Source organism: Paenibacillus gansuensis (assembly GCF_042684925.1).
Lineage (GTDB): Bacteria > Bacillota > Bacilli > Paenibacillales > DY6 > Paenibacillus_N > Paenibacillus_N gansuensis.
Window position 1 is genome coordinate 318,567 of the sequence record NZ_JBHUME010000008.1, and the last position, 18,505, is coordinate 337,071.

The 18,505-nt window shown below is 52.2% G+C and carries 17 protein-coding genes; 4 read left to right on the forward strand and 13 right to left on the reverse strand.

Annotated features, from left to right (window positions below; translation table 11 throughout):
- The first annotated feature begins 52 nt into the window (after positions 1-52).
- Positions 53-1,174, forward strand: a complete 1,122-nt coding sequence (gene ytvI, locus ACFSUF_RS13685; RefSeq protein WP_377603473.1) for a sporulation integral membrane protein YtvI — start codon at positions 53-55, stop codon at positions 1,172-1,174.
- A gap of 33 nt (positions 1,175-1,207) precedes the next feature.
- On the opposite strand, the gene ACFSUF_RS13690 is transcribed toward ytvI, so the two are convergent.
- The 8 genes from ACFSUF_RS13690 to ACFSUF_RS13725 all read right to left on the reverse strand — a co-directional run bounded on the left by ACFSUF_RS13690 (position 1,208) and on the right by ACFSUF_RS13725 (position 10,952).
- Positions 1,208-1,609 carry an FxsA family protein gene (locus tag ACFSUF_RS13690; protein ID WP_377603474.1) on the reverse strand — a complete coding sequence of 134 codons (402 nt, stop codon included), beginning with the start codon at positions 1,607-1,609 and terminating at the stop codon, positions 1,208-1,210.
- Between the two features lie 12 nt (positions 1,610-1,621).
- Positions 1,622-2,095: an acyl-CoA thioesterase gene (locus ACFSUF_RS13695; RefSeq protein WP_377603475.1), complete on the reverse strand. Its 474-nt coding sequence runs from the start codon at positions 2,093-2,095 to the stop codon at positions 1,622-1,624.
- Positions 2,096-2,178: 83 nt separating this feature from the next.
- A complete protein-coding gene (gene pyk, locus ACFSUF_RS13700) occupies positions 2,179-3,933 on the reverse strand; it encodes a pyruvate kinase (RefSeq protein ID WP_377603476.1) in 1,755 nt (584 codons plus the stop codon).
- A 79-nt stretch (positions 3,934-4,012) separates the two neighbouring features.
- Positions 4,013-4,969 (reverse strand): acetyl-CoA carboxylase carboxyltransferase subunit alpha, encoded by a 957-nt coding sequence (locus ACFSUF_RS13705; protein WP_377603477.1) that lies wholly within the window; start codon positions 4,967-4,969, stop codon positions 4,013-4,015.
- Positions 4,959-5,825 carry an acetyl-CoA carboxylase, carboxyltransferase subunit beta gene (gene accD / locus ACFSUF_RS13710; protein WP_377603478.1) on the reverse strand — a complete coding sequence of 289 codons (867 nt, stop codon included), beginning with the start codon at positions 5,823-5,825 and terminating at the stop codon, positions 4,959-4,961. Before accD ends, ACFSUF_RS13705 begins: the two co-directional genes overlap by 11 nt.
- A 109-nt stretch (positions 5,826-5,934) precedes the next feature.
- On the reverse strand, positions 5,935-6,123 hold the full coding sequence (locus ACFSUF_RS13715; RefSeq protein ID WP_377603889.1) for a glutamate decarboxylase: 189 nt from the start codon (positions 6,121-6,123) through the stop codon (positions 5,935-5,937).
- A gap of 380 nt (positions 6,124-6,503) precedes the next feature.
- Positions 6,504-7,007, reverse strand: coding sequence for a phosphatidylglycerophosphatase A family protein (locus ACFSUF_RS13720; RefSeq protein WP_377603479.1), 504 nt, complete (start codon positions 7,005-7,007; stop codon positions 6,504-6,506).
- A 174-nt stretch (positions 7,008-7,181) separates the two neighbouring features.
- The gene (locus ACFSUF_RS13725) at positions 7,182-10,952 is read right to left on the reverse strand and encodes a DNA polymerase III subunit alpha (protein ID WP_377603480.1); all 3,771 of its coding nucleotides are present in this window, start codon (positions 10,950-10,952) and stop codon (positions 7,182-7,184) included.
- Positions 10,953-11,087: 135 nt separating this feature from the next.
- Here ACFSUF_RS13725 and ACFSUF_RS13730 point away from each other — a divergent pair, with 135 nt between their 5' ends.
- The 3 genes from ACFSUF_RS13730 to ACFSUF_RS13740 all read left to right on the forward strand — a co-directional run bounded on the left by ACFSUF_RS13730 (position 11,088) and on the right by ACFSUF_RS13740 (position 12,264).
- Positions 11,088-11,417 (forward strand): YtrH family sporulation protein, encoded by a 330-nt coding sequence (locus tag ACFSUF_RS13730; protein WP_377603481.1) that lies wholly within the window; start codon positions 11,088-11,090, stop codon positions 11,415-11,417.
- Complete coding sequence (locus ACFSUF_RS13735) at positions 11,414-11,905, forward strand: hypothetical protein (protein WP_377603482.1); 492 nt, start codon at positions 11,414-11,416, stop codon at positions 11,903-11,905. Before ACFSUF_RS13730 ends, ACFSUF_RS13735 begins: the two co-directional genes overlap by 4 nt.
- Positions 11,906-11,967: 62 nt before the next feature.
- Positions 11,968-12,264: a YtpI family protein gene (locus ACFSUF_RS13740; RefSeq protein ID WP_377603483.1), complete on the forward strand. Its 297-nt coding sequence runs from the start codon at positions 11,968-11,970 to the stop codon at positions 12,262-12,264.
- A 74-nt stretch (positions 12,265-12,338) separates the two neighbouring features.
- Here ACFSUF_RS13740 and ACFSUF_RS13745 read toward each other — a convergent pair whose 3' ends face one another.
- The 5 genes from ACFSUF_RS13745 to ACFSUF_RS13765 all read right to left on the reverse strand — a co-directional run bounded on the left by ACFSUF_RS13745 (position 12,339) and on the right by ACFSUF_RS13765 (position 18,434).
- Positions 12,339-13,676, reverse strand: a complete 1,338-nt coding sequence (locus ACFSUF_RS13745; protein ID WP_377603484.1) for a DRTGG domain-containing protein — start codon at positions 13,674-13,676, stop codon at positions 12,339-12,341.
- Positions 13,677-13,840: 164 nt separating this feature from the next.
- The gene (locus tag ACFSUF_RS13750; RefSeq protein ID WP_377603891.1) at positions 13,841-14,890 is read right to left on the reverse strand and encodes a LacI family DNA-binding transcriptional regulator; all 1,050 of its coding nucleotides are present in this window, start codon (positions 14,888-14,890) and stop codon (positions 13,841-13,843) included.
- Between the two features lie 67 nt (positions 14,891-14,957).
- Positions 14,958-16,544, reverse strand: coding sequence for an ABC transporter substrate-binding protein (locus ACFSUF_RS13755; protein WP_377603485.1), 1,587 nt, complete (start codon positions 16,542-16,544; stop codon positions 14,958-14,960).
- 90 nt (positions 16,545-16,634) lie between these two features.
- Complete coding sequence (locus tag ACFSUF_RS13760; RefSeq protein ID WP_377603893.1) at positions 16,635-17,519, reverse strand: carbohydrate ABC transporter permease; 885 nt, start codon at positions 17,517-17,519, stop codon at positions 16,635-16,637.
- A gap of 39 nt (positions 17,520-17,558) precedes the next feature.
- On the reverse strand, positions 17,559-18,434 hold the full coding sequence (locus ACFSUF_RS13765) for an ABC transporter permease (protein WP_377603895.1): 876 nt from the start codon (positions 18,432-18,434) through the stop codon (positions 17,559-17,561).
- Between the last annotated feature and the right edge of the window lie 71 nt (positions 18,435-18,505).

The window sequence follows — 18,505 nt, forward strand, 5'->3', positions numbered from 1 at the left end:
TAGGTTGCCTACATAAAATCCGCTATTTCAAAATATGAAAAGGAGGTCTTACATGGACCGTATTTTACTCAGGCAGGTACTTAGGGGAGTCCTGGTGCTCTTATGCGCTGCCGCAGTCTTTCTTACTGTTTATTACGTCACCCCTCTGGTATATCCCTTCATCTTCGGCTGGCTGCTCGCTTATGCACTGAATCCGGTCATCAACCTGCTTCAGAACAAAGCCAGATTCCCCCGGTGGCTGTCCGTAACGGTTACGCTGATCGCCTTTGTCGGCATTTGTGTCACTTTTATCACTGTACTGGTCACACGAATCGTTGTGGAAATCGGGGTATTGCTAGAAACAGTACAGGCCAATCTGGATAAATGGATCGATGATCTGCTGAAGCTTGCCAACTCTGAAATTATTCAGGGTGTAGTGCAGCAGCTAAGTAAATTATATGAAGATAATCCGGATTATCAGGATACGATCAACAATAATTTGTCTTCAAACGCGGCAAGTTTAGCCGATATCATCTCCAGAGTCATCGGTGATTTCTTTAACATAACCATAAGTGTCATTAAAGCACTGCCCAGCATAGCTACGATTGCCATCGTCATTCTGCTGGCTACGTTCTTTATCAGCAAAAACTGGAGAAGACATCAGCAGCAGTTCTCGGAATGGCTGCCGTCGAACACGTTGCGCACCTTCGCAGTGATCTGGGCCGACCTGCAGAAAGCTTTGTTCGGCTACCTTCGCGCCCAATTCATACTGATCTCCATTACAGCTATGTTTGTGATTGTAGGCCTGCTCATCCTGAACGTAAATTATGCCATTACGATCGGTCTTCTGATCGGTCTGGTCGACTTGCTTCCGTACCTCGGTACAGGGGCCGTCATGGTTCCCTGGATCATATACGTCTATGTGTATGGGGATATTCAGCTGGGAATAGGATTATCCATTGTTTACGGCATCATCCTTGTTGCAAGACAAATCCTGGAACCGAAAGTGTTGGCCAGCAGTGTCGGACTGGATCCGCTAGCTACCCTAATAGCCATGTTCATTGGACTGAAGCTGTTCGGCGTACTTGGTTTGATTATAGGCCCGGTTACGCTTGTCATCCTCTCCGCATTCGTCAAAGCGAATGTGTTCCGTGATCTGTTCCATTTCGTGCGCTTTGGTACCAGGCCTAAGTAGTATAGTCTACGAATGTTAACGCTGTGTTAAGACTTATTTGATCTTAAAAAAGGTGAATGTTCCGTTCCCTTTCATCAGCCGGTTCTGAATGAAACCCTGCAGGGTGAGCCGGAAGAAGGGGCGGGTAGGCGGAAATAAAATGAGAAAACCGACGATGTCGGTGAGAAAACCGGGCGAGAGAAGCATCAGCCCGCCGGCCAGAACACAGATCCCGTCCAGGATCGTCGTGCTTGGCACACGCCCTGCCTCCATCTGGGCGCGCGCGGCGGCGAACACTTTTCTCGCTTCCTTTTTGGCCAAATAGGCTCCAAGAAAACCGGTAAGCAGAATCAAACCGAACGTCTGCCAGCCTCCGATCCACTGCCCCATCTGAATCAGGCTCCACACTTCCAAAGCAGGAACGACAATAAACAGAATGACAAGCCATTTTAACATTGGTAATCTACCTCATTTCCCGTCTTCGGATAATTTCCTCAGCATCTCATACAGCTCAGAAGCCTCTCTATCTATACGTACAGGCCGCCAGGCAGCATTTACCCACACATGCTTGGTAGCCCCTTCAGCGAGCAGCTCACCCGTCGGCTCTGCAAGGATCGGATTTGCCGCTTCCTCTTCCTCCGGCAGGTCCCTGCGGATTTGCGACCGGAACTCCATTCTCACATGGGAGTAAGCGTGCACTGAAGTCCATACGGTCACCATATCATCATAACGGGCCGGCATTTTATAACTCACCGCAGCATCCACCACTGGCAGCAAAAGCCCTTTTTCCTCCAAAGACTGATAGGTCATGCCGAGTTCGCGGATCAGCTCCGTCCGTCCGATCTCCATCCACGTCAAATAATTCGCATGGTACACAATACCCATACGGTCCGTCTCCTGATATCTTACCCTGAATCGGGTAGAGAACCATCTTGTTTCCACTTTTTCGATACCTCCTTGTCCGCCAATGAAAAAGAGCCCCGGAGAACCGAAATTCTCGCGGGGGCTCTGGCTGTTATAAGGGATTACAGTACGCTGGCTTGTCCGGTGTAAATCACGCCGAACTCCGCATAAACGGACACTTCCATGCCGTCTTTCAGCACATCTAATGCATTCTCGACACCGATGACAACCGGGATTCCCAGGTTCAGGCCAACGATTGCCGCGTGAGAAGTAATGCCGCCCGCAACGGTGATTACCGCTTTGGCCTTCTCAAATGCAGGCATATATTCTTTATCGGTAGAGTAGGTCACAAGTACCGAATCGTTGCCTACTTTCGCGATTGCTTCTTCAGGAGAGCGCGCAATTACAATGCGGCCGGTTGCGTTCTGGGTACCAAGACCCTGGCCTTTGGCAATCATATCACCGATGTGGTGAACTTTGATCAGGTTCGTAGTACCGGCACGGCCGACAGGTACGCCGGCTGTGATGACAACCAGGTCGCCAAGTTGAAGCATACCTGTAGACATACCGCCGTTTACGGCAATGTCAAACATTTCGTCCGTAGTAGTCGCTGCAGTTCCCTTCACAGGGATAACTCCCCAAACCAAAGCGAGTCGGCGCATTACCTGCTCCGTAGGAGTCACGGCAAGAATCGGAGCTTTCGGGCGGTACTTGGAAACCATACGAGCAGTAAAGCCGCTCTCGGTAGAAGTAATGATCGCTTTAGCGCCCAGATCCAGAGCTGTGTTCGCAACCGCTTGAGAAATCGCTTCGGTTACGGAGTTTTGGGAAACGTTCGCCTGATGAACGAAAATTTCACGGTATTGCAGAGCGGATTCAGCACGCAGTGCAATTCGGGACATCGTTTCCACAGATTCAACCGGATATTTTCCTGCAGCCGTTTCGCCGGAAAGCATAATCGCGCTTGTTCCGTCGAAGATCGCGTTCGCCACGTCACTTGCTTCCGCACGGGTCGGACGAGGATTGCGCTGCATGGAATCAAGCATTTGCGTAGCAGTAATAACCGGTTTGCCGGCGATGTTCGCTTTCTGGATCATGCGCTTTTGCACCAGAGGAACTTCTTCAGCCGGAATTTCCACGCCCAAGTCACCGCGGGCAACCATCAGGCCGTCGGAAACTTCAAGAATTTCATCCAGGTTGTCTACGCCTTCCTGGTTCTCGATTTTGGAGATGATTTGGATATGCTGTGCATTGTATTGCTCCAGCAGGTGGCGGATTTCCAGCACGTCGCTTGCTTTACGAACGAAAGAAGCGGCAATGAAGTCGATGCCGGACTCGATACCGAAAATAATGTCGTTTGCATCCTTCTCCGTAATACCAGGGAGGGAAATGCGCACGCCAGGCACGTTTACGCCTTTCTTGCTCTTGATCTGACCGCTGTTCACGATCGTGCAGTCGATCTCTGTTCCGCGGATACCGGTAACAGTCAAGCCGATCAGGCCGTCATCAATCAAAATGGTGGAGCCGACTTTTACATCTCTCGGCAAATCTTTATAAGTAATCGGAATCCGGGTTTCATCCCCAAGAATCTCTTCTGTTGTCAAAGTAATAGAATTGCCTTGTACCAATTCAATCGGCTCTACAGCCAATTTGCCCAGACGAATTTCAGGACCTTTCGTATCGAGCAGAATCGCTACCGTCTTGTTCATTTCCTGGCAAGCCTGACGGATGTTCTTAATCCGGTTGCCGTGCTCTTCGAAGTCGCCGTGGGAAAAGTTCAGACGGGCTACGTTCATACCCGCGTTAATCAGTTTCTTCGTGTTTTCCAGAGATTCGCTGGAAGGGCCGATGGTACATACAATTTTCGTTTTGCGCATGGTTTCTTTATTCCTCCGATATTTTTCAATACTTGCTGTGTTTTTATCTGTCTTGGCTTCTTTAGATTATAAAGAATGTTTATAGAAAAGTAAATTTCCCTATTTTACGGAATTTATCGTAACGGTCCGCACGCAGCTCGTCCGGCGTCATAGCGCTTAATTCCTGCAGATGCCTCCATACCGCTTCCTTGATGGATGACGCCTGTTCAGCCAGATCAAGGTGCGCGCCGCCTTTCGGCTCCGGCACGATTTCCTCGATCACCTCAAAGCCGAGCAGGTCCGCGGCCGTGATCTTCATCGCTTCGGCTGCTTCATCGGCTCTGGCCGCATCCTTCCATAAGATGGATGCCGCGCCGTTAGGCGAAATCACCGAATAAATGGCATTTTCAAGCATCAGCACACGGTTTCCGACCCCAATCGCCAGCGCCCCGCCGCTTCCGCCTTCACCTATTACTACACAAATCACCGGCACACCGAAACCGGCCATTTCGCGCAGATTGCGGGCAATCGCCTCCGATTGTCCTCTCTCTTCCGCGGCACTGCCGGGATAGGCACCTTTCGTGTCGATAAATGTGATAATCGGACGCTTGAACTTATCAGCCTGCTGCATAAGGCGCAGCGCTTTACGGAAACCTTCCGGATGAGGGCTTCCGAAAAACCGCGCGATATTATCCTTGGTATCTTTGCCCCGCTGATGTCCGATGATCGTTACCGGCACCCCGTTCAGCTTGGCGATTCCCCCGACGATCGCAAGATCGTCGCCGAACAGACGGTCGCCGTGCAGTTCCATAAAGTCCGTGAAAATCTCCTGAATGTAATCCAATGTTGTCGGCCGGCCGTGGTGGCGGGCCAGATGCATCTTCTGGGAAGGAGAGATTTCCAGGTAAATTTCTTCTTTCAATTTCGCATAACGATCTTCCAGCCGGGCAATTTCATCCGTAAAATCGATCTGTTTCTCTTCGCCGAAACGCTTTAGCTCGTCGATTTTGCTTCGAAGTTCAACCAGAGGCCGTTCAAAGGGCAGCTCACCCGCCATGAATCGCATCCCCCTTTACGGTGTGTAAATCTAATATTCTGGTTAGCGTTGCTTTCAAATCCTTACGGTGCACTACTTGATCTAACAGGCCGTGCTGCATGTTAAATTCTGCCGTCTGGAAATCGTCGGGCAGCTTCTGACGGATCGTCTGTTCGATGACGATTCTCCCTGCAAATCCTACTAATGCGCCGGGCTCGGCCAGGTTGAAGTCGCCTAACGTCGCGAATGATGCAGGAACGCCGCCGAACGTAGGGTCGGTCATGACGGAAATATATAATCCGCCCTGTTCATGAAATTTGTTAAGCGCTGCGCTTGTTTTGGCCATCTGCATCAGGCTCAATATGCTTTCCTGCATCCGGGCACCGCCGGATGTCGAGAAAATGATCAGCGGATAACGCTTCTCCATCGCCGTCTCAATTGCCCGCGTAATCTTCTCGCCGACCACCGAACCCATACTGCCGCTGAAGAAATCAAAGCTCATAACAGCAACAACCGCAGGAAACCCGTTAATCGTGCCTTCCCCCGTAACAACGGCTTCATTCAGCTCGTTCTTCTCAAGCTGCTGGTCCAGCTTCTTACGGTAGCCTGGAAATTGCAGCGGGTCTACCGATACCATGTCGCGGTCGAACTCGAAAATGCGGCCTTCATCCATAATCATCTGAATCCGTTCGCCGGCATTCAGTCGGAAATGGTGGCCGCATGCGGTACATACCTTCAAATTCTTCTCAAGTTCCTTGCTGTATTGAATCTTCCCGCATTTCGTGCACTTGTTCATAATCCCTTCGGGAATATCGCGTTTGGTGCGCTGCGAGGGGATGGTTGCGTATTTCTTTTTTTGAAATAAGTCCTTAAGCACATTGACACCTCACAAGGCATTAGTTAAAAAGCCTGTTTCTTACGTTCCATATATCATCCGTCCGCTCGATCGGCCGTTAAAGCTTCCTTAATGAAAAAAAGGAACCGCATCAAGGGTTCAAAATGCCGTTCAATACCTCTTGCACTTCTTCAACTTCCCCTTCGGGAACTACGATCTCGAACTGATTCTTCGATAAATTCGTGCCCCGGACCTGTACAAGAAACCCTTCTTCGGTCAGCTTATGCCTGATGATTTCTGCAATCCTGGCGGTTGGAGCGATATATATGACCGTCCACATAAACCACGTACCCTCCCAATATAGCCCGCAAGTTGAAACGGCGGTCGCCGCACTCAGGCGGATCAATGCGTTCCATAATACCCGTTCCGCCCGGCCGGCAGCACCCGCGCCCTCAACAGAGGAAGACAGATCCCCCGCAGGTATCCGCTCGTCCGCTTCCGGTCGCACGGATGCTCACCAAAGCCCACACAATGGATTAATGATAACATACCTTTTCTTTTTATAGCAACAAAGGTTATGTTCGCCTTGTGGAGGAAAACGTTGGAAAATGCCGGGCCGCCTTATACGGGAGGGCTGTCAGGAACAGGTGCGGGCCGCTTGGCAGCGTTGACTGCGGATGATGGGGCCGTTCCCCGCAATAGGACAGCGTTAAATCGGTATTAAGGTACATCTCCTATGGCGCCGCTGTAATCGGCGGCGTTATGGTCTTTATGGGCGATTCGGGCGGAGGCCGCTGCGGCCAATCCTGCAACGAGGTCGTCCAGAAATACGTGGATTCCGGTTTTGTTGTCGTTCAGCTGCTTAATAATACCGATTTTCTCTTTATCCAGATAGCCGAAGCTGGTCAACCCGATCATGCCGTATACGTTAGTAATGCCCAGTGCCAGCGTTTCATCAACGCCGTAAAGGGATTCATCGGCTTCCATAATGGCCTGCAGCGGCTGGGGAAGAAGCTTGCGCTCCGCGAGTTCATCCAGGGCGATCCCCGTATAAAGCACATACTGGACTTCCCTTTTATTCAGAACCGCCAGCACGCTTTCGACGCAAGCCGATTCCTCCAGCAAAGCATTATAAGGCCTCTGCAGCTTGTACACGATCTCCGCGATGGACGCCACCGTCACGCCGCGGTCCTCCAGCATTCGAATAATGTTGGATTGGGACATTCGCATACCTCCTCCTCAAGACTGTAACTAAACATATGCGGGGGAGGTTGTAAATGTTCGTGTTATTTTTTTACATTACTCTGCTCCCGTCGGCTGTACGGGAGCGCAGCGTCTTTCGGGTGATTTACCTCTTTCGGCACTAAAAATCCCAGCAGAATCGCAGGAATTTGGGGTTCAGCGGACGCGGACGGTATCCGCGCCGAGCATGCCCTCGATCAAGCCGAACAATTCCTTGGACGGCTTGACGTTGTAGTTGTCGTTAAGGGCGAGGAGTTTGGACTCGCGCTCATAGAACAGGACGGTCTGCAGCGGGCCCGGGTGCTGCTGCAGCAGGTCCTTCAGCCGGCTGAGCACCGCCGGCGTCTCCCGGTCTTCGGCAATTTTGACGAAGACCTTTTGGGTTTGCCGCTTGGCGGCGGGGGCGGCCTGCGCGTCAGGCGCCGCGTCCCCCCGGCCGCCTTGCGGCCTCGCCGGCGAAGCCGACTGCGGCGCGCGCGGCGCCGCGGTTCCCGCGCGGGGCGCGCCGCCGGCAGGCCCGCGTGCCGCGGCAGCGGCGCGGGCCTGGCCTTGGCGGCGCATGGCCGCCAGGCGCGCGGGCAGCTCCTCGCGGTCGAGCAGGATCAGCTCGTCCGCGAGGAGTTTCACGTCCTCGTCCTGCTGCTGCAGCTTGGCACGCAGCAGGACGAGGGCGCCTTTGTGGACAAGCGGTCCATACCGCTTCCACGTCTCAGGGAACAGCACCGCCTCCACTTTGGCGATGCGGTCCTCGATTTCCAGAAAGGCCATGCTCTGGCCTTTCTTCGTTACAATATTGCGCTGGCTGACGACCATGCCGGCCACCAGCACCTCTTTTCCGTCCGGAAACTCCGCCAAATCGTTAATCCGGTCCGTTTCGGCCTCGCGCAGCATGTCCTCGTATCCGTCCAGCGGATGTCCGGAAATAAACAGACCCAGCAGCTCCCGCTCCAGTTCCAACTGTTGAAGATGCGTATAAGGCCGCACCTCCGGATAATCGATCGTCCAGTTCACCGCTTCTACAAAGCCGAACAGCTGCAGCTGGAGATCGTCGCGCTCTTTCTTCCATTTGACTGCGGCTTCGAGCGTTTCGTCGAGCATGGCAATCAGCTGGGCGCGGTGACCTTTCATGGAATCGAACGCTCCACCCTGAATGAGCGATTCTATTACCCTCTTATTGCATACACGTAAATCTACCCTGCGGCAAAAATCCATCAGGTCGGCATAACCGCTCTCCTGCCGTTCCTTAATGATGGAATCTATGGCCTGGGTACCTACATTCTTGATGGCCGCGAGACCGAAGCGGATGCCCCCGAGCTGCAGAAGCTGTCCCTCTCCCGAGTCAGCCTGACCTGCGGAATTCTTCGCTGCAGCCTCCTCCGAATCTGCCTGACCACCGGTATCCTTAGATGGGGCCTCTTCCGAGCCAGCATGCGCTTTAGTATCCTTACTGTGAGACACAACCGTCCCGGCTGTATGCGGCGTAAACAACACCTGACTGCCGTTCACATCGGGCGGCAGGATGGCGATGCCCATCCGGCGGCATTCGTCGATATACTCGGCGACCTTCCGGTGGTTGCCCATGACGGCAGTCAGCATGGAAGCCATGAACTGGACCGGATAGTGCGCCTTCAAATAGGCGGTTTGGAACGCCAGAACCCCGTAAGCGGCGGCATGGGCACGCGGGAAACCGTAATCGGCGAAGCGGACGATCATATCGTACACCCGGTTGGCTTCTTCGTCGGAATATCCCTGTGTTACGCTGCCTCCCACAAAATGAGCACGCTGCTCGTCCAGCACCTCGCGCTTCTTCTTCGAAACGGCACGCCGCAGCAAATCCGCTTCTCCCAGCGAAAATCCCGCCATCGAGGAAGCGATCTGCATGATTTGCTCCTGATAGACGATAATGCCATACGTATCCGCAAGGATCGGCTTCAGTGATTCATGCGGATATTCCACCTCGATCTGGCCGTGCTTCCCTTGAATATATTTGGGGATAAACTCCATCGGGCCCGGACGATACAAGGCGAGTACGGAAACGATATCCTCGAACGAAGTGGGCTTTAGTTCCTTCAGCACACGCCGCATGCCTGCCGACTCCAGCTGGAATATACCCGTCGTATCCCCGCGGGAGAGCATCTCATAAGTAAGCGGATCGTTGTCGGGTATCGTGTGAAAATCAATCAATTTGCCAAACTGATGTTGAATCCAGAACAGCGTCCGTTCGATGATGGACAGCGTGCGCAAGCCCAGGAAATCCATCTTCAGCAGTCCGATGGACTCCAGATGCTCCATGGAGTACTGGGTCAGCGCCGTTCCTTCCGTCCCCTCCTGAAGCGGCACATAATGTGTCAAAGGCTCGCGGGATATAATGACGCCCGCCGCATGGGTGGAGGCATGCCGCGGCATCCCTTCCACCCGCCGCGCCATGTCGATCAACTCAGCCGTCTTCGGCTGTGTTTCCGTCAGCCGCTTCAAGTCCGGGTTCAGCTCCAGCGCGCGCTCGATCGTCACACCGAGCATATTCGGAATCATCTTCGCCGCCCGGTCGACTTCATGATACGGCAAATTCAGCACACGGCCGACATCCCTGACCGCCGCTTTGGCGGCCATCGTACCGAACGTAATGATCTGTGCTACCCGATCCGAACCGTACTTCCTCGAAACGTACGCTATCACTTCATCCCGCCGCTCATCGCTGAAATCGATATCGATATCGGGCATCGTAATTCGCTCCGGGTTCAAAAACCGTTCAAAGAGGAGCTTATATTTAATCGGATCGACATCCGTAATCCGCAGCACATAAGCCACCAGGCTTCCTGCAGACGATCCCCGCCCAGGACCGGTTGCAATCCCGTGCTCATGCGCATAGCGAATAAAATCCCACACGATGAGGAAATAATCCGAAAAGCCCATCTTCTCAATGACATCCAGCTCGTAATGCAGGCGCTGCTCTACAGACTTGCGGAAGGTCTTATCCTGCCAGTCTTCCAGCCCACCGTAACGCGCTTCCAGCCCTTCCGTACACAGCCGCTTCAAATAGCCGGCCGCTTCAAATCCATCCGGAATCGGTTCAAACGCCGGCAGGATCGATTTGCCAAACTCCAGCTCCACATTGCACTCTTCGGCTATCTTTACCGTGTTCGCCAGAGCCTCCGACACATGAACGAACAGGCGCTGCATTTCCTCGGCAGTTTTAAAATACAACTGATCCGAAGTAAACTTGAGCCGGTCCTGATCGTCCACGGTCTTTCCCGTACCGATGCATAGAAGCACATCCTGTACTTTGTGGTCAGGCCCCTTTACGTAATGAACATCGTTGGTAGCGGCAAGCGGAATGCCGGTTTCCCGGCTGAGTTCGATCATTGCGTGCATGACCTTCTTTTGCTCCAGCATGCCGTGATCCTGCAGTTCCAAATAAAAGTCGTCCCCGAATATATCTCTGTAACGGAGGGCCGCTTTGAGCGCTTCCTCTTTTCTGCCATACAGCAGGTGCTGTGAAATTTCACTGCCTAAACAGGCGCTCAGGCAAACGAGGCCTTCCGCATACATGGCCAGGTGCTCCAGATCAATTCTCGGTTTATAGTGAAACCCTTTCAGCTGCGCAAGCGAAACCAGCTTCATCAGATTCCGGTAACCCGTCTCGTTCTTGGCCAGCAAAATCAGATGGTACGTCGGGTTATCCTTCCGCGCGCCTTTTTCCTGCATCGGCCCCGTCGTCATGTACACTTCGCAGCCGATAATCGGCTTCACGCCGCGTCTCTTGCAAGCCTTGTAAAAAGCAATCGCCCCGTACATCACACCGTGGTCGGTCAAAGCCAGCGCCTTCATGCCGTTGCGTGCCGCTTCTTCCGCCAGCTCCTCAATGCGGGCCGCCCCGTCCAAAAGGCTGTATTCACTGTGTACATGCAAATGCACAAATCCGCTCATTCGTATCCCTCCTTTGTTCTATCTCTTGTTGTAAAACTTCATACATATTCGGGACAGGTATCCCCATACAGTAGTAATACGGGACAACCCGTTGCTCAAGCCGTTTACACTACTGATTCCCTGCGGAGGTCCGCCATGAATTTCATTACCAAAATATTTTTCGACTTCTTCGTAGCCTTCGGCGTTGTGCTGGGCGGTTCGCTGCTCGGCGGCATCTGTGCTGTGATCACGCTGCAGCCTCCTGCATCCATGATGTTCACCATTGCCGACAAAATTAAAATTTGGGCCATCGTCGCCGCCGTCGGAGGAACCATCGATCCGATCAAGGTGATCGAAACCAATTTTGTGGAAGGCCATCTCCCTCAGGCTCTCAAGCAAATTCTGTTCATTATCAGCGCGTTCGCCGGCGCCCAGATGGGAACCGATCTCATCCACCTGATCTGCCGCGGCAGCCTGAAATCATGAGAGTCCCGTCCCTTGACCGATTCGCCAAAGCGGTGCAAATGATGAGCATTTTCCTGTGCGGCGTCATTGTAGGCTGCGCCGTCTTTAATTCTTTCTTCCACAAGCAGATGGAAAAGCTGATGGCAACCAATAATGAGCTCTGGGAAGCAAACCGGGAACTGCGGGACGAAGTAAAAATATCGGATACTTACAAAAACAAACAGGTCATCAGTAAAATTGTCGTCCGCGCGGAGAACAGCAAACCGACAAGCGAAGTGAAGCAGATCGCCCAAGAGCAGATTAAGAAAAAACTTCAGAGCGAACTTGGTATCCTCCGCGGCAACAGCATTTATGAAATCGACCGGGATGCCAAAATCGCAAGTCTTCTTCTAAACAAGAAGCGGTATACTGTCGAACAAAAAGACTATGAAATTGAAATCAAAACCATGCTCCTCGTCGACAAAGTGCTGCACATCTGGATTACCGTCGCCCCTTATATCCGGAATTGATTTTTTATAGCAAAATGAGTACAGTTAAGGAACAATTTCCGCAAAGGAGCAATGGTCCCCTTATGGTGCAAGCAGTGTATTATTTCTTTCTACTATTAATTATCATCAGTGCGGTCTTTTCTGTATTTAACAGCTTCAAATCCCGCAGGCAGACAGATCCTTCATTAAAAGGCCTTTATGCCGCAAGAACAAACATATCGATGGGCGCGCTGCTGATTGTGATTTCCATCATGCAGCTGTTTCTGTTCCAGGGCAGCTCGCTGCGCGTCATTATCGGCGTCTTGTTTCTGCTGATGGGTGTGTTCAACCTGTTCGCAGGCATCCGCAATCATTCCTATTTCAGCAAAATGCAGCGATAATTCCATAGCCGTTCCCCAAGGGACTGCAAGCTTGGCCGATCCGCTGTCAGCGGCACGGCCGGACAGGCAGTCCCTTAATCATGGTCCAGCGTCTGTGCCGTAAGCAGCGACTTGGACACCAGTCCGCCGTTATGGTACACTTCGACGTCCAATTTGCCGAACTTGCGGCTCATCTCGATCGTTCTCGGCCGGATCTCGATTTCGTCATCGATCTGCAGCGGCTTCATAAAGTAAGTGGTCAGGTTCTCCAGCACCGCATCATGCTTGCGGATGTCCCGGATCACACGATAGGCGGCCTGTGTCATTAATGTGGTAAGCACACCCTCGGATACGGTTCCGAGGTTATTGGTCATCTGCGGTGTAATTACGCCGGTAAACGTCAGCGTGCCGTCTTCCTCACGCTGCTCGTCAAATCCTGTCCAGATGAGATCCTGGAACGTCTCCCCGATCTGAGGCTGCTTCTGGGCGTACTGCATCGCCTTCAGCACATCTTTGCGGGAAATAACGCCAAGAAGCTTTCGTCCCGTGTCCACAATCGGCAGCAGTTCGATCCCTTCCCACACCATCAGATGCGCGGCGGAAGCAACGGAGGTATCCAGCGACAGCGTGATCGGATTTCTGGTCATCAGCCTGTCTATCGTCTGCTCCGAAGGCTCTCCTACGACATCTTTCGACGTGACGACGCCGATCACCCGGTTCCACTCGTCCACCACCGGAAACCGGCTGTGGGTCGTCTCGTTCACCATCCGCCTCAGCTCTTCCACCGTGTAATGGCTCTTCACCGCTACCACCTTGGACCGCAGGGAAACGATATCCTCGATTAGCATGATCTTCTTCTTAATCAGCCTGTCGTCGATCGCCCGGTTAATCATGGAGGCAACAGTAAACGTATCGTAGCTGGAAGATATGATCGGCAGCGCCCGTTCATCCGCCAGTTCCTTCACTTCATCGCTCGTATCGAAGCCGCCCGTAATCAGAACGGCAGCCCCCTGCTCCAAAGCTACCATGTGAGCTCTGTGACGGTTCCCTACGATCAGCAGGCTGCCGGCGTCGATATATCTCAGCATCGCATCAAGCTCCATAGCGCCGATGACAAACTTCCCCAGCGTCTTCTCCAGCCCCTGTCCTCCGCCCAAAATGGAACCGTCCACAATATTGGCAACTTCCGCGAACGTAAGCTTGTCGATATTGTTGCGCTGCTTTTTCTCGATCCGTACGGTGCCGATCCGTTCCTTCGTACTCAGCAGGCCGACGGTTTCCGCTTCCTTCAATGCACGATAAGCCGTTCCTTCGCTCACCTGCATATCTTTGGCCATCGTACGTACCGAAATTTTCGTTCCGACTTTCAAGTTCTCGATATATTTCATCAGCTGCTCGTGCTTGGTGAGCGTGCCCCCGGTCATACCTTCCATCTGTACTACCCTTTCTCCCGAAAACTGTATTAATCTGTAATAAATCCATTATACCTCCAATCGAAAAAAAGAACAAATGTGCGCATCGGTTTTTTGCGGTTTTTCCCGACAAAAAAACACGCCCCGTAAGACGTGTTCTTCTCGTTGTGCCCTGTTGAGTCCCGTCACCCCCGAAACGGTCCTGTCGTGTCCCGCACCCGGATATCAGGCTCTATCGTGATCTGCTTCTTTACTTTCTCCTTGCGGATCAACCTGTGCATCATTTCCGCAGCCGTGCGGCCCAGCTCATTACATTTGAGGGAAACGGACGTCAGTTCCGGAATGCTGTGGGAAGCGAAAGGGATATCGTCAAACCCAACAATCGATAAGTCCTCAGGGATTCTAAGCCCCGCTTTAAACGCTGCTTTCATCGCTCCGATCGCGGTCAGGTCATTGATACAGAATACGGCGCTGGGCCTTTTTTTGCGGCACAGCAGCTCATCCATCAGCCTTCTTCCGTCATCTACCGAGAAACCGCCGTAAATAACCTTATCTGCCCCAATAGAAAGGCCGTTTTCCTTCATCGCCTTCTTGAATCCCTTCACCCTCGCAACCGTGTTTGACATATGATCGAAGCCGCCGATCATGACGATATCTTTGTGTCCCAGATGGATCAGATGCTGCGTTGCCTGCTCCGCACCTGCGGTTTCATTTACAACCACCCTATGCATCGATGATCCGCTCAGCCTGCCGTTTACCTGAACCACGGGAACCCTTTTGCTAACCTCCAGCAGTTCCTGAACCATCTCTTCCGTCGGATTCACCAAGTCGATTCTGCCGCCCAAAATGATGATTCCGTCCACCTGCTTCTCCAGCAGAAGATGTAAGTAATGCGATTCTCTGCGGTACTGCTCACGGGTATCCGAATTGGATGAACAGGTGTCGCACAAGAAGAACGTGTACCCTTGCTTGCGGGCCTCCTGTTCCAGCCCCGACAATACTTCCGGGAAAAATGGATTCGTAATATCCGGGAGCACGATGCCGATCATGCCCGTTTCCTTCTTCAGCAAGCTGCGCGCCAAGGCATTCGGCTGAAACTGGTATTTCTGAATCAGCTCCGCAACTTTATTGCGGGTCGACGTTTTGACGGGGGCGGTATTGTTAAGCACGCGGGATACGGTAGCTACGGACACCTTCGCTTCCCTTGCTATGTCGTATACGGTAATCTGTTTCATCATCCGCGCTAGCCCCTTTCTTCCTTTGAAAAAGGGATATCCGGCTTACGGATATCCCCGTTCACGTTTATTGGCTTTCCACCATCTTCTTGTATTCGTCAAGCTGCCTTTGAATTTCCTCTTTTACTTTGTCATAACCCGCCGCTTGGAGTTTCTTCCGGAAATCCTCAACCGCTTTGACAGGATCGCCGGCCTTGCCGTAAGAAATCGCAGGGCCCATTTCCCCGGCCACTTGGGTCAATGCGGTAATTTCAGCCTCCACCGGCGATTTGTCAAATACGAATTGTCCGTAAGGGAACGGCTTTTTGATCGCATCGTACTTCTTGTAAACATCACCGATTTTGTCGTAAGTCGTATCGCTCGGCAGTTCAAATTTGTCTACGCGTCCGCCCCAGAAGTCGGAGTAAAAGCCGTCTTTGGTGTCATCATAGCCTTGCGGCCTCACCCGTTTGCCGTCCTTGATCTCATACTGTACGCCCTCGATGCCGTAGTTGATAAGGCGATAAATTTCCTGGTCGTTGCGGATGAGATCATAGGCCATCAAAGCCCGCTCCGGATTTTTGCTGTGCGCGCCGACGGAAGTGCCGCCGTGTGTAATCGACATTTCAATCAGGTTGTTGCGGGTATCGGAGAACGAGAACATTTGCAGATCGGATCCCGGCTGAGCTTTGTCCATCTCTACCCGCAGGCCGCTGTACGTTTGCGTGTGATGCTCATCCGCCCCCGACAATCCGGCTTTCAGGGCCACGCGGTTGTCGCCTTTGAAATTCAATACATCCTCTCTCCAGAAGCCTTTATCGCCCCACTCTTTCATCAGTTTAGCGTAATTTATGAAAGTGTCGGTGAAGACCGGGCTGTCAACCGTATATCGTTCATCGTAGGATTTGCCGAAGAAAATCGGCGTGTATCCCGTAGACAACGGCAGCTCAATATTGTCGGTATACGCCTGGACATACCCGTTAAATCTGGATTCCGAAGCATTCGTGTCCCAAGGGACAGCCTCCGGCTTATTGTCTTTGATCCACTGCAGGTATTTGCCGAAGGTCTCGTAATCTTTGATCGGTTCCGTAATGCCCGCTTCCTTGGCCCAGTCGCCGCGGTAGAAGAGGCCGTGATTTACCCACTGGGTGTAATCGTTTTCGGGAATCAGCACGATTTTGCCGTTATATTTGCTCTGGTCCCAATCTTCCTTAGGAACTTCGTTGAACGTCTGAGGGGCATATTTCGGCAAAAGATCGTCCAAAGGCAGGAACGCTCCCCTTTGCGCGTTGCCCCACGTGTCCAGCCAGTCAGTACCGACGGTAATCAGATCGATCGGCTCGCCCGAAGCCAGCAGCAGGTTATACTTCGTCTGCCAGTCCGCCCATTCGACCCATTTCCATTCGAGTTCCGCATTGATTTTGGCTTTCATCTTTTCGTTGACTTTAGCCAGCACCTTTTCAAACTGTCCGTTTTTCGGCTTATCGCCCAGTACGACATAACTGATTTTCACAAACTTCGACGTGTCAGCGCCTGTTTCCGACGGTTTGTTGTTTCCGCCTGAATTGCCTCCGCTTTCCTTACTGTTGCCGTTCGCGCCGCCGCTGCAAGCTGCCATCGTAAACAACAGGATCAATCCGAGAAGCAGCATAGAACACTTTCTGATCGTAGACATTGCAAATCCTCCCCTTGATTGCAAAATGGTCGGCCTTTCAGGCCGGCGTTGCTCTATGTCGAGACAGCCCGGAAGCCGCCCGCATATTCATCAGCCTTTTACCGCGCCTACAGTAATGCCTTTAATGAAATAACGCTGCACGAACGGATAGAACAGGATAACGGGTCCTGTGGCAACGACGGCGGTGGCCATCTTCATCGATTCCAGCGGCATATCCCTTAGCGGAACATTGGAGGCCGCCGAGGAATTCCGGATAAAGTCCGCACTGGTAACCACGTTATAGAGGAACAGTTGGAGCGGTCTGTATTTCATATCGGGAGACAGAAACAGCATGGAGTTATACCACTCGTTCCAGTAACCTAAAGCGATAAACAAACCGATTGTAGCCAGCGCCGGGGTGGTCATCGGAAGGACCAGCCGGAGGAAAATCGTGAAGTCGCCGGCTCCGTCGATTTTGGCGGATTCCGTGATGGCATGCGGAATCGACCTCACGAAGCTTTTCATCATGATGATGAGAAACGGGCTCAACAGCCCTGGGAGCAATACAGCAAGATAGCTGTCCTTGAGGTGCAGATACTGGGTCATGAGCAGATAAAAAGGGACCAGTCCCCCGGAAAACAAGGTAGTAAAGTAAATGAAGAACGAGATGCCGTTCCTGTATTCAAAGTCCGGGCGCTGCAGCGCATACCCCGTCATCGCCACAAGGAACAGACCGATTGCCGTGCCGGCGGCGGTAATCAAGATCGTCACAGCATAAGAACCGAGGATCAAATCGGGATTCTCAAAGACGATTTTGTAAGCGAACGTACTGAATTCTCTCGGCCAAAAATTGAAGCCGTGCTTATGGATGGAGCCTTCGGCCGTAAAGGAAGTGCCCACCACGAGCAGAAACGGCAGCAGGCAGCACAGGGAGAACAAACTGATGAATACATACCCGAACCACGAAACCGCGACGGTGGCGGCGTCGGTGCGGATTTTGCCTCTTACCGCATGTTCCACATCCAGCACCTCCTTTTAGAATAGGGAATTGTCCGGAGAAAATTTCTTGACCAGCCAGTTGGCGGTAATGACTACAAAAAAGCCGAAAACGGATTGATACAAACTTACCGCGCTGCCGAGAGAGAAGTTGAAATTATTCATCAGCGATCGGAAGACGTACGTCTCTATAATATCCGTGCTTGCGTACAAGGCTGTGTTATTAGCGCCGACCAGGTTGTAGAATAAACCGAAATTCCCCCGGAGAACGCCGCCCAGTGAGAAGAGCAGAAGAATAATAAACGTCGGCTTCAGCCATGGAAGGACAATGTACCGGATCCGTTGAAAAGCGTTCGCGCCGTCAATTTCGGAAGCCTCCACAATTTCGTTGTCCAGTCCCATAATGGCGGCAAAGTAAACGATGGAGCCGTACCCTGTGGACTGCCACAGGAACGTAAGCACGATGATGAAGGGCCAGATGTGGGGATTGGAATACGTTTTGACGGGATCGGAGCCGATGGATTGCAGCACAGAATTCAAAAAGCCGTAATCATAGTTAAGGATGTTGTAAGCAATCAGCCCCACCAGGACGGCGGAGATGAAATGAGGCAGGAACATCAGCGTCTGGGATGCTTTTTTGAACCATTTCACCCGGACTTCATTGAGCAGGATGGCCACAAAAATCTGCAGCACGTTTCCGAATAGGATAAAAGCCAGATTGTAAGCGATCGTATTGAACGTTAATCGCCACAGATCCCCTGTCATCACGAGAAATCGAAAGTTGTCGAAGCCGACGAAAGGGCTTTTGAAAATACCGTCCGTGTAGTTGTACTTTATAAAAGCCAGATACAGCCCGGGCATAGGCAGATACGCGAAAATAATGAAAAATACAATGGCCGGCAGGCACATCAGCATCAGCGTTTTATTGTTCCAGAAGCGTTTGAGCCTAGATCTCCGGGCCTTCAGGGCGGGTTGCTTGGGCGTTG

Excerpts from the sequence above, each read along its gene's own strand:
- ytvI (WP_377603473.1), top strand. The coding sequence starts at position 53 with ATGGACCGTATTTTACTCAGGCAGGTACTTAGGGGAGTCCTGGTGCTC.
- ACFSUF_RS13690 (WP_377603474.1), bottom strand. The coding sequence starts at position 1,609 with ATGTTAAAATGGCTTGTCATTCTGTTTATTGTCGTTCCTGCTTTGGAA.
- pyk (WP_377603476.1), bottom strand. The coding sequence starts at position 3,933 with ATGCGCAAAACGAAAATTGTATGTACCATCGGCCCTTCCAGCGAATCT.
- ACFSUF_RS13705 (WP_377603477.1), bottom strand. The coding sequence starts at position 4,969 with ATGGCGGGTGAGCTGCCCTTTGAACGGCCTCTGGTTGAACTTCGAAGC.
- ACFSUF_RS13715 (WP_377603889.1), bottom strand. The coding sequence starts at position 6,123 with ATGTGGACGGTCATATATATCGCTCCAACCGCCAGGATTGCAGAAATC.
- ACFSUF_RS13720 (WP_377603479.1), bottom strand. The coding sequence starts at position 7,007 with ATGTCCCAATCCAACATTATTCGAATGCTGGAGGACCGCGGCGTGACG.
- ACFSUF_RS13725 (WP_377603480.1), bottom strand. The coding sequence starts at position 10,952 with ATGAGCGGATTTGTGCATTTGCATGTACACAGTGAATACAGCCTTTTG.
- ACFSUF_RS13730 (WP_377603481.1), top strand. The coding sequence starts at position 11,088 with ATGAATTTCATTACCAAAATATTTTTCGACTTCTTCGTAGCCTTCGGC.
- ACFSUF_RS13735 (WP_377603482.1), top strand. The coding sequence starts at position 11,414 with ATGAGAGTCCCGTCCCTTGACCGATTCGCCAAAGCGGTGCAAATGATG.
- ACFSUF_RS13740 (WP_377603483.1), top strand. The coding sequence starts at position 11,968 with ATGGTGCAAGCAGTGTATTATTTCTTTCTACTATTAATTATCATCAGT.
- ACFSUF_RS13745 (WP_377603484.1), bottom strand. The coding sequence starts at position 13,676 with ATGGAAGGTATGACCGGGGGCACGCTCACCAAGCACGAGCAGCTGATG.
- ACFSUF_RS13750 (WP_377603891.1), bottom strand. The coding sequence starts at position 14,890 with ATGAAACAGATTACCGTATACGACATAGCAAGGGAAGCGAAGGTGTCC.
- ACFSUF_RS13755 (WP_377603485.1), bottom strand. The coding sequence starts at position 16,544 with ATGTCTACGATCAGAAAGTGTTCTATGCTGCTTCTCGGATTGATCCTG.
- ACFSUF_RS13765 (WP_377603895.1), bottom strand. The coding sequence starts at position 18,434 with ATGCTGATGTGCCTGCCGGCCATTGTATTTTTCATTATTTTCGCGTAT.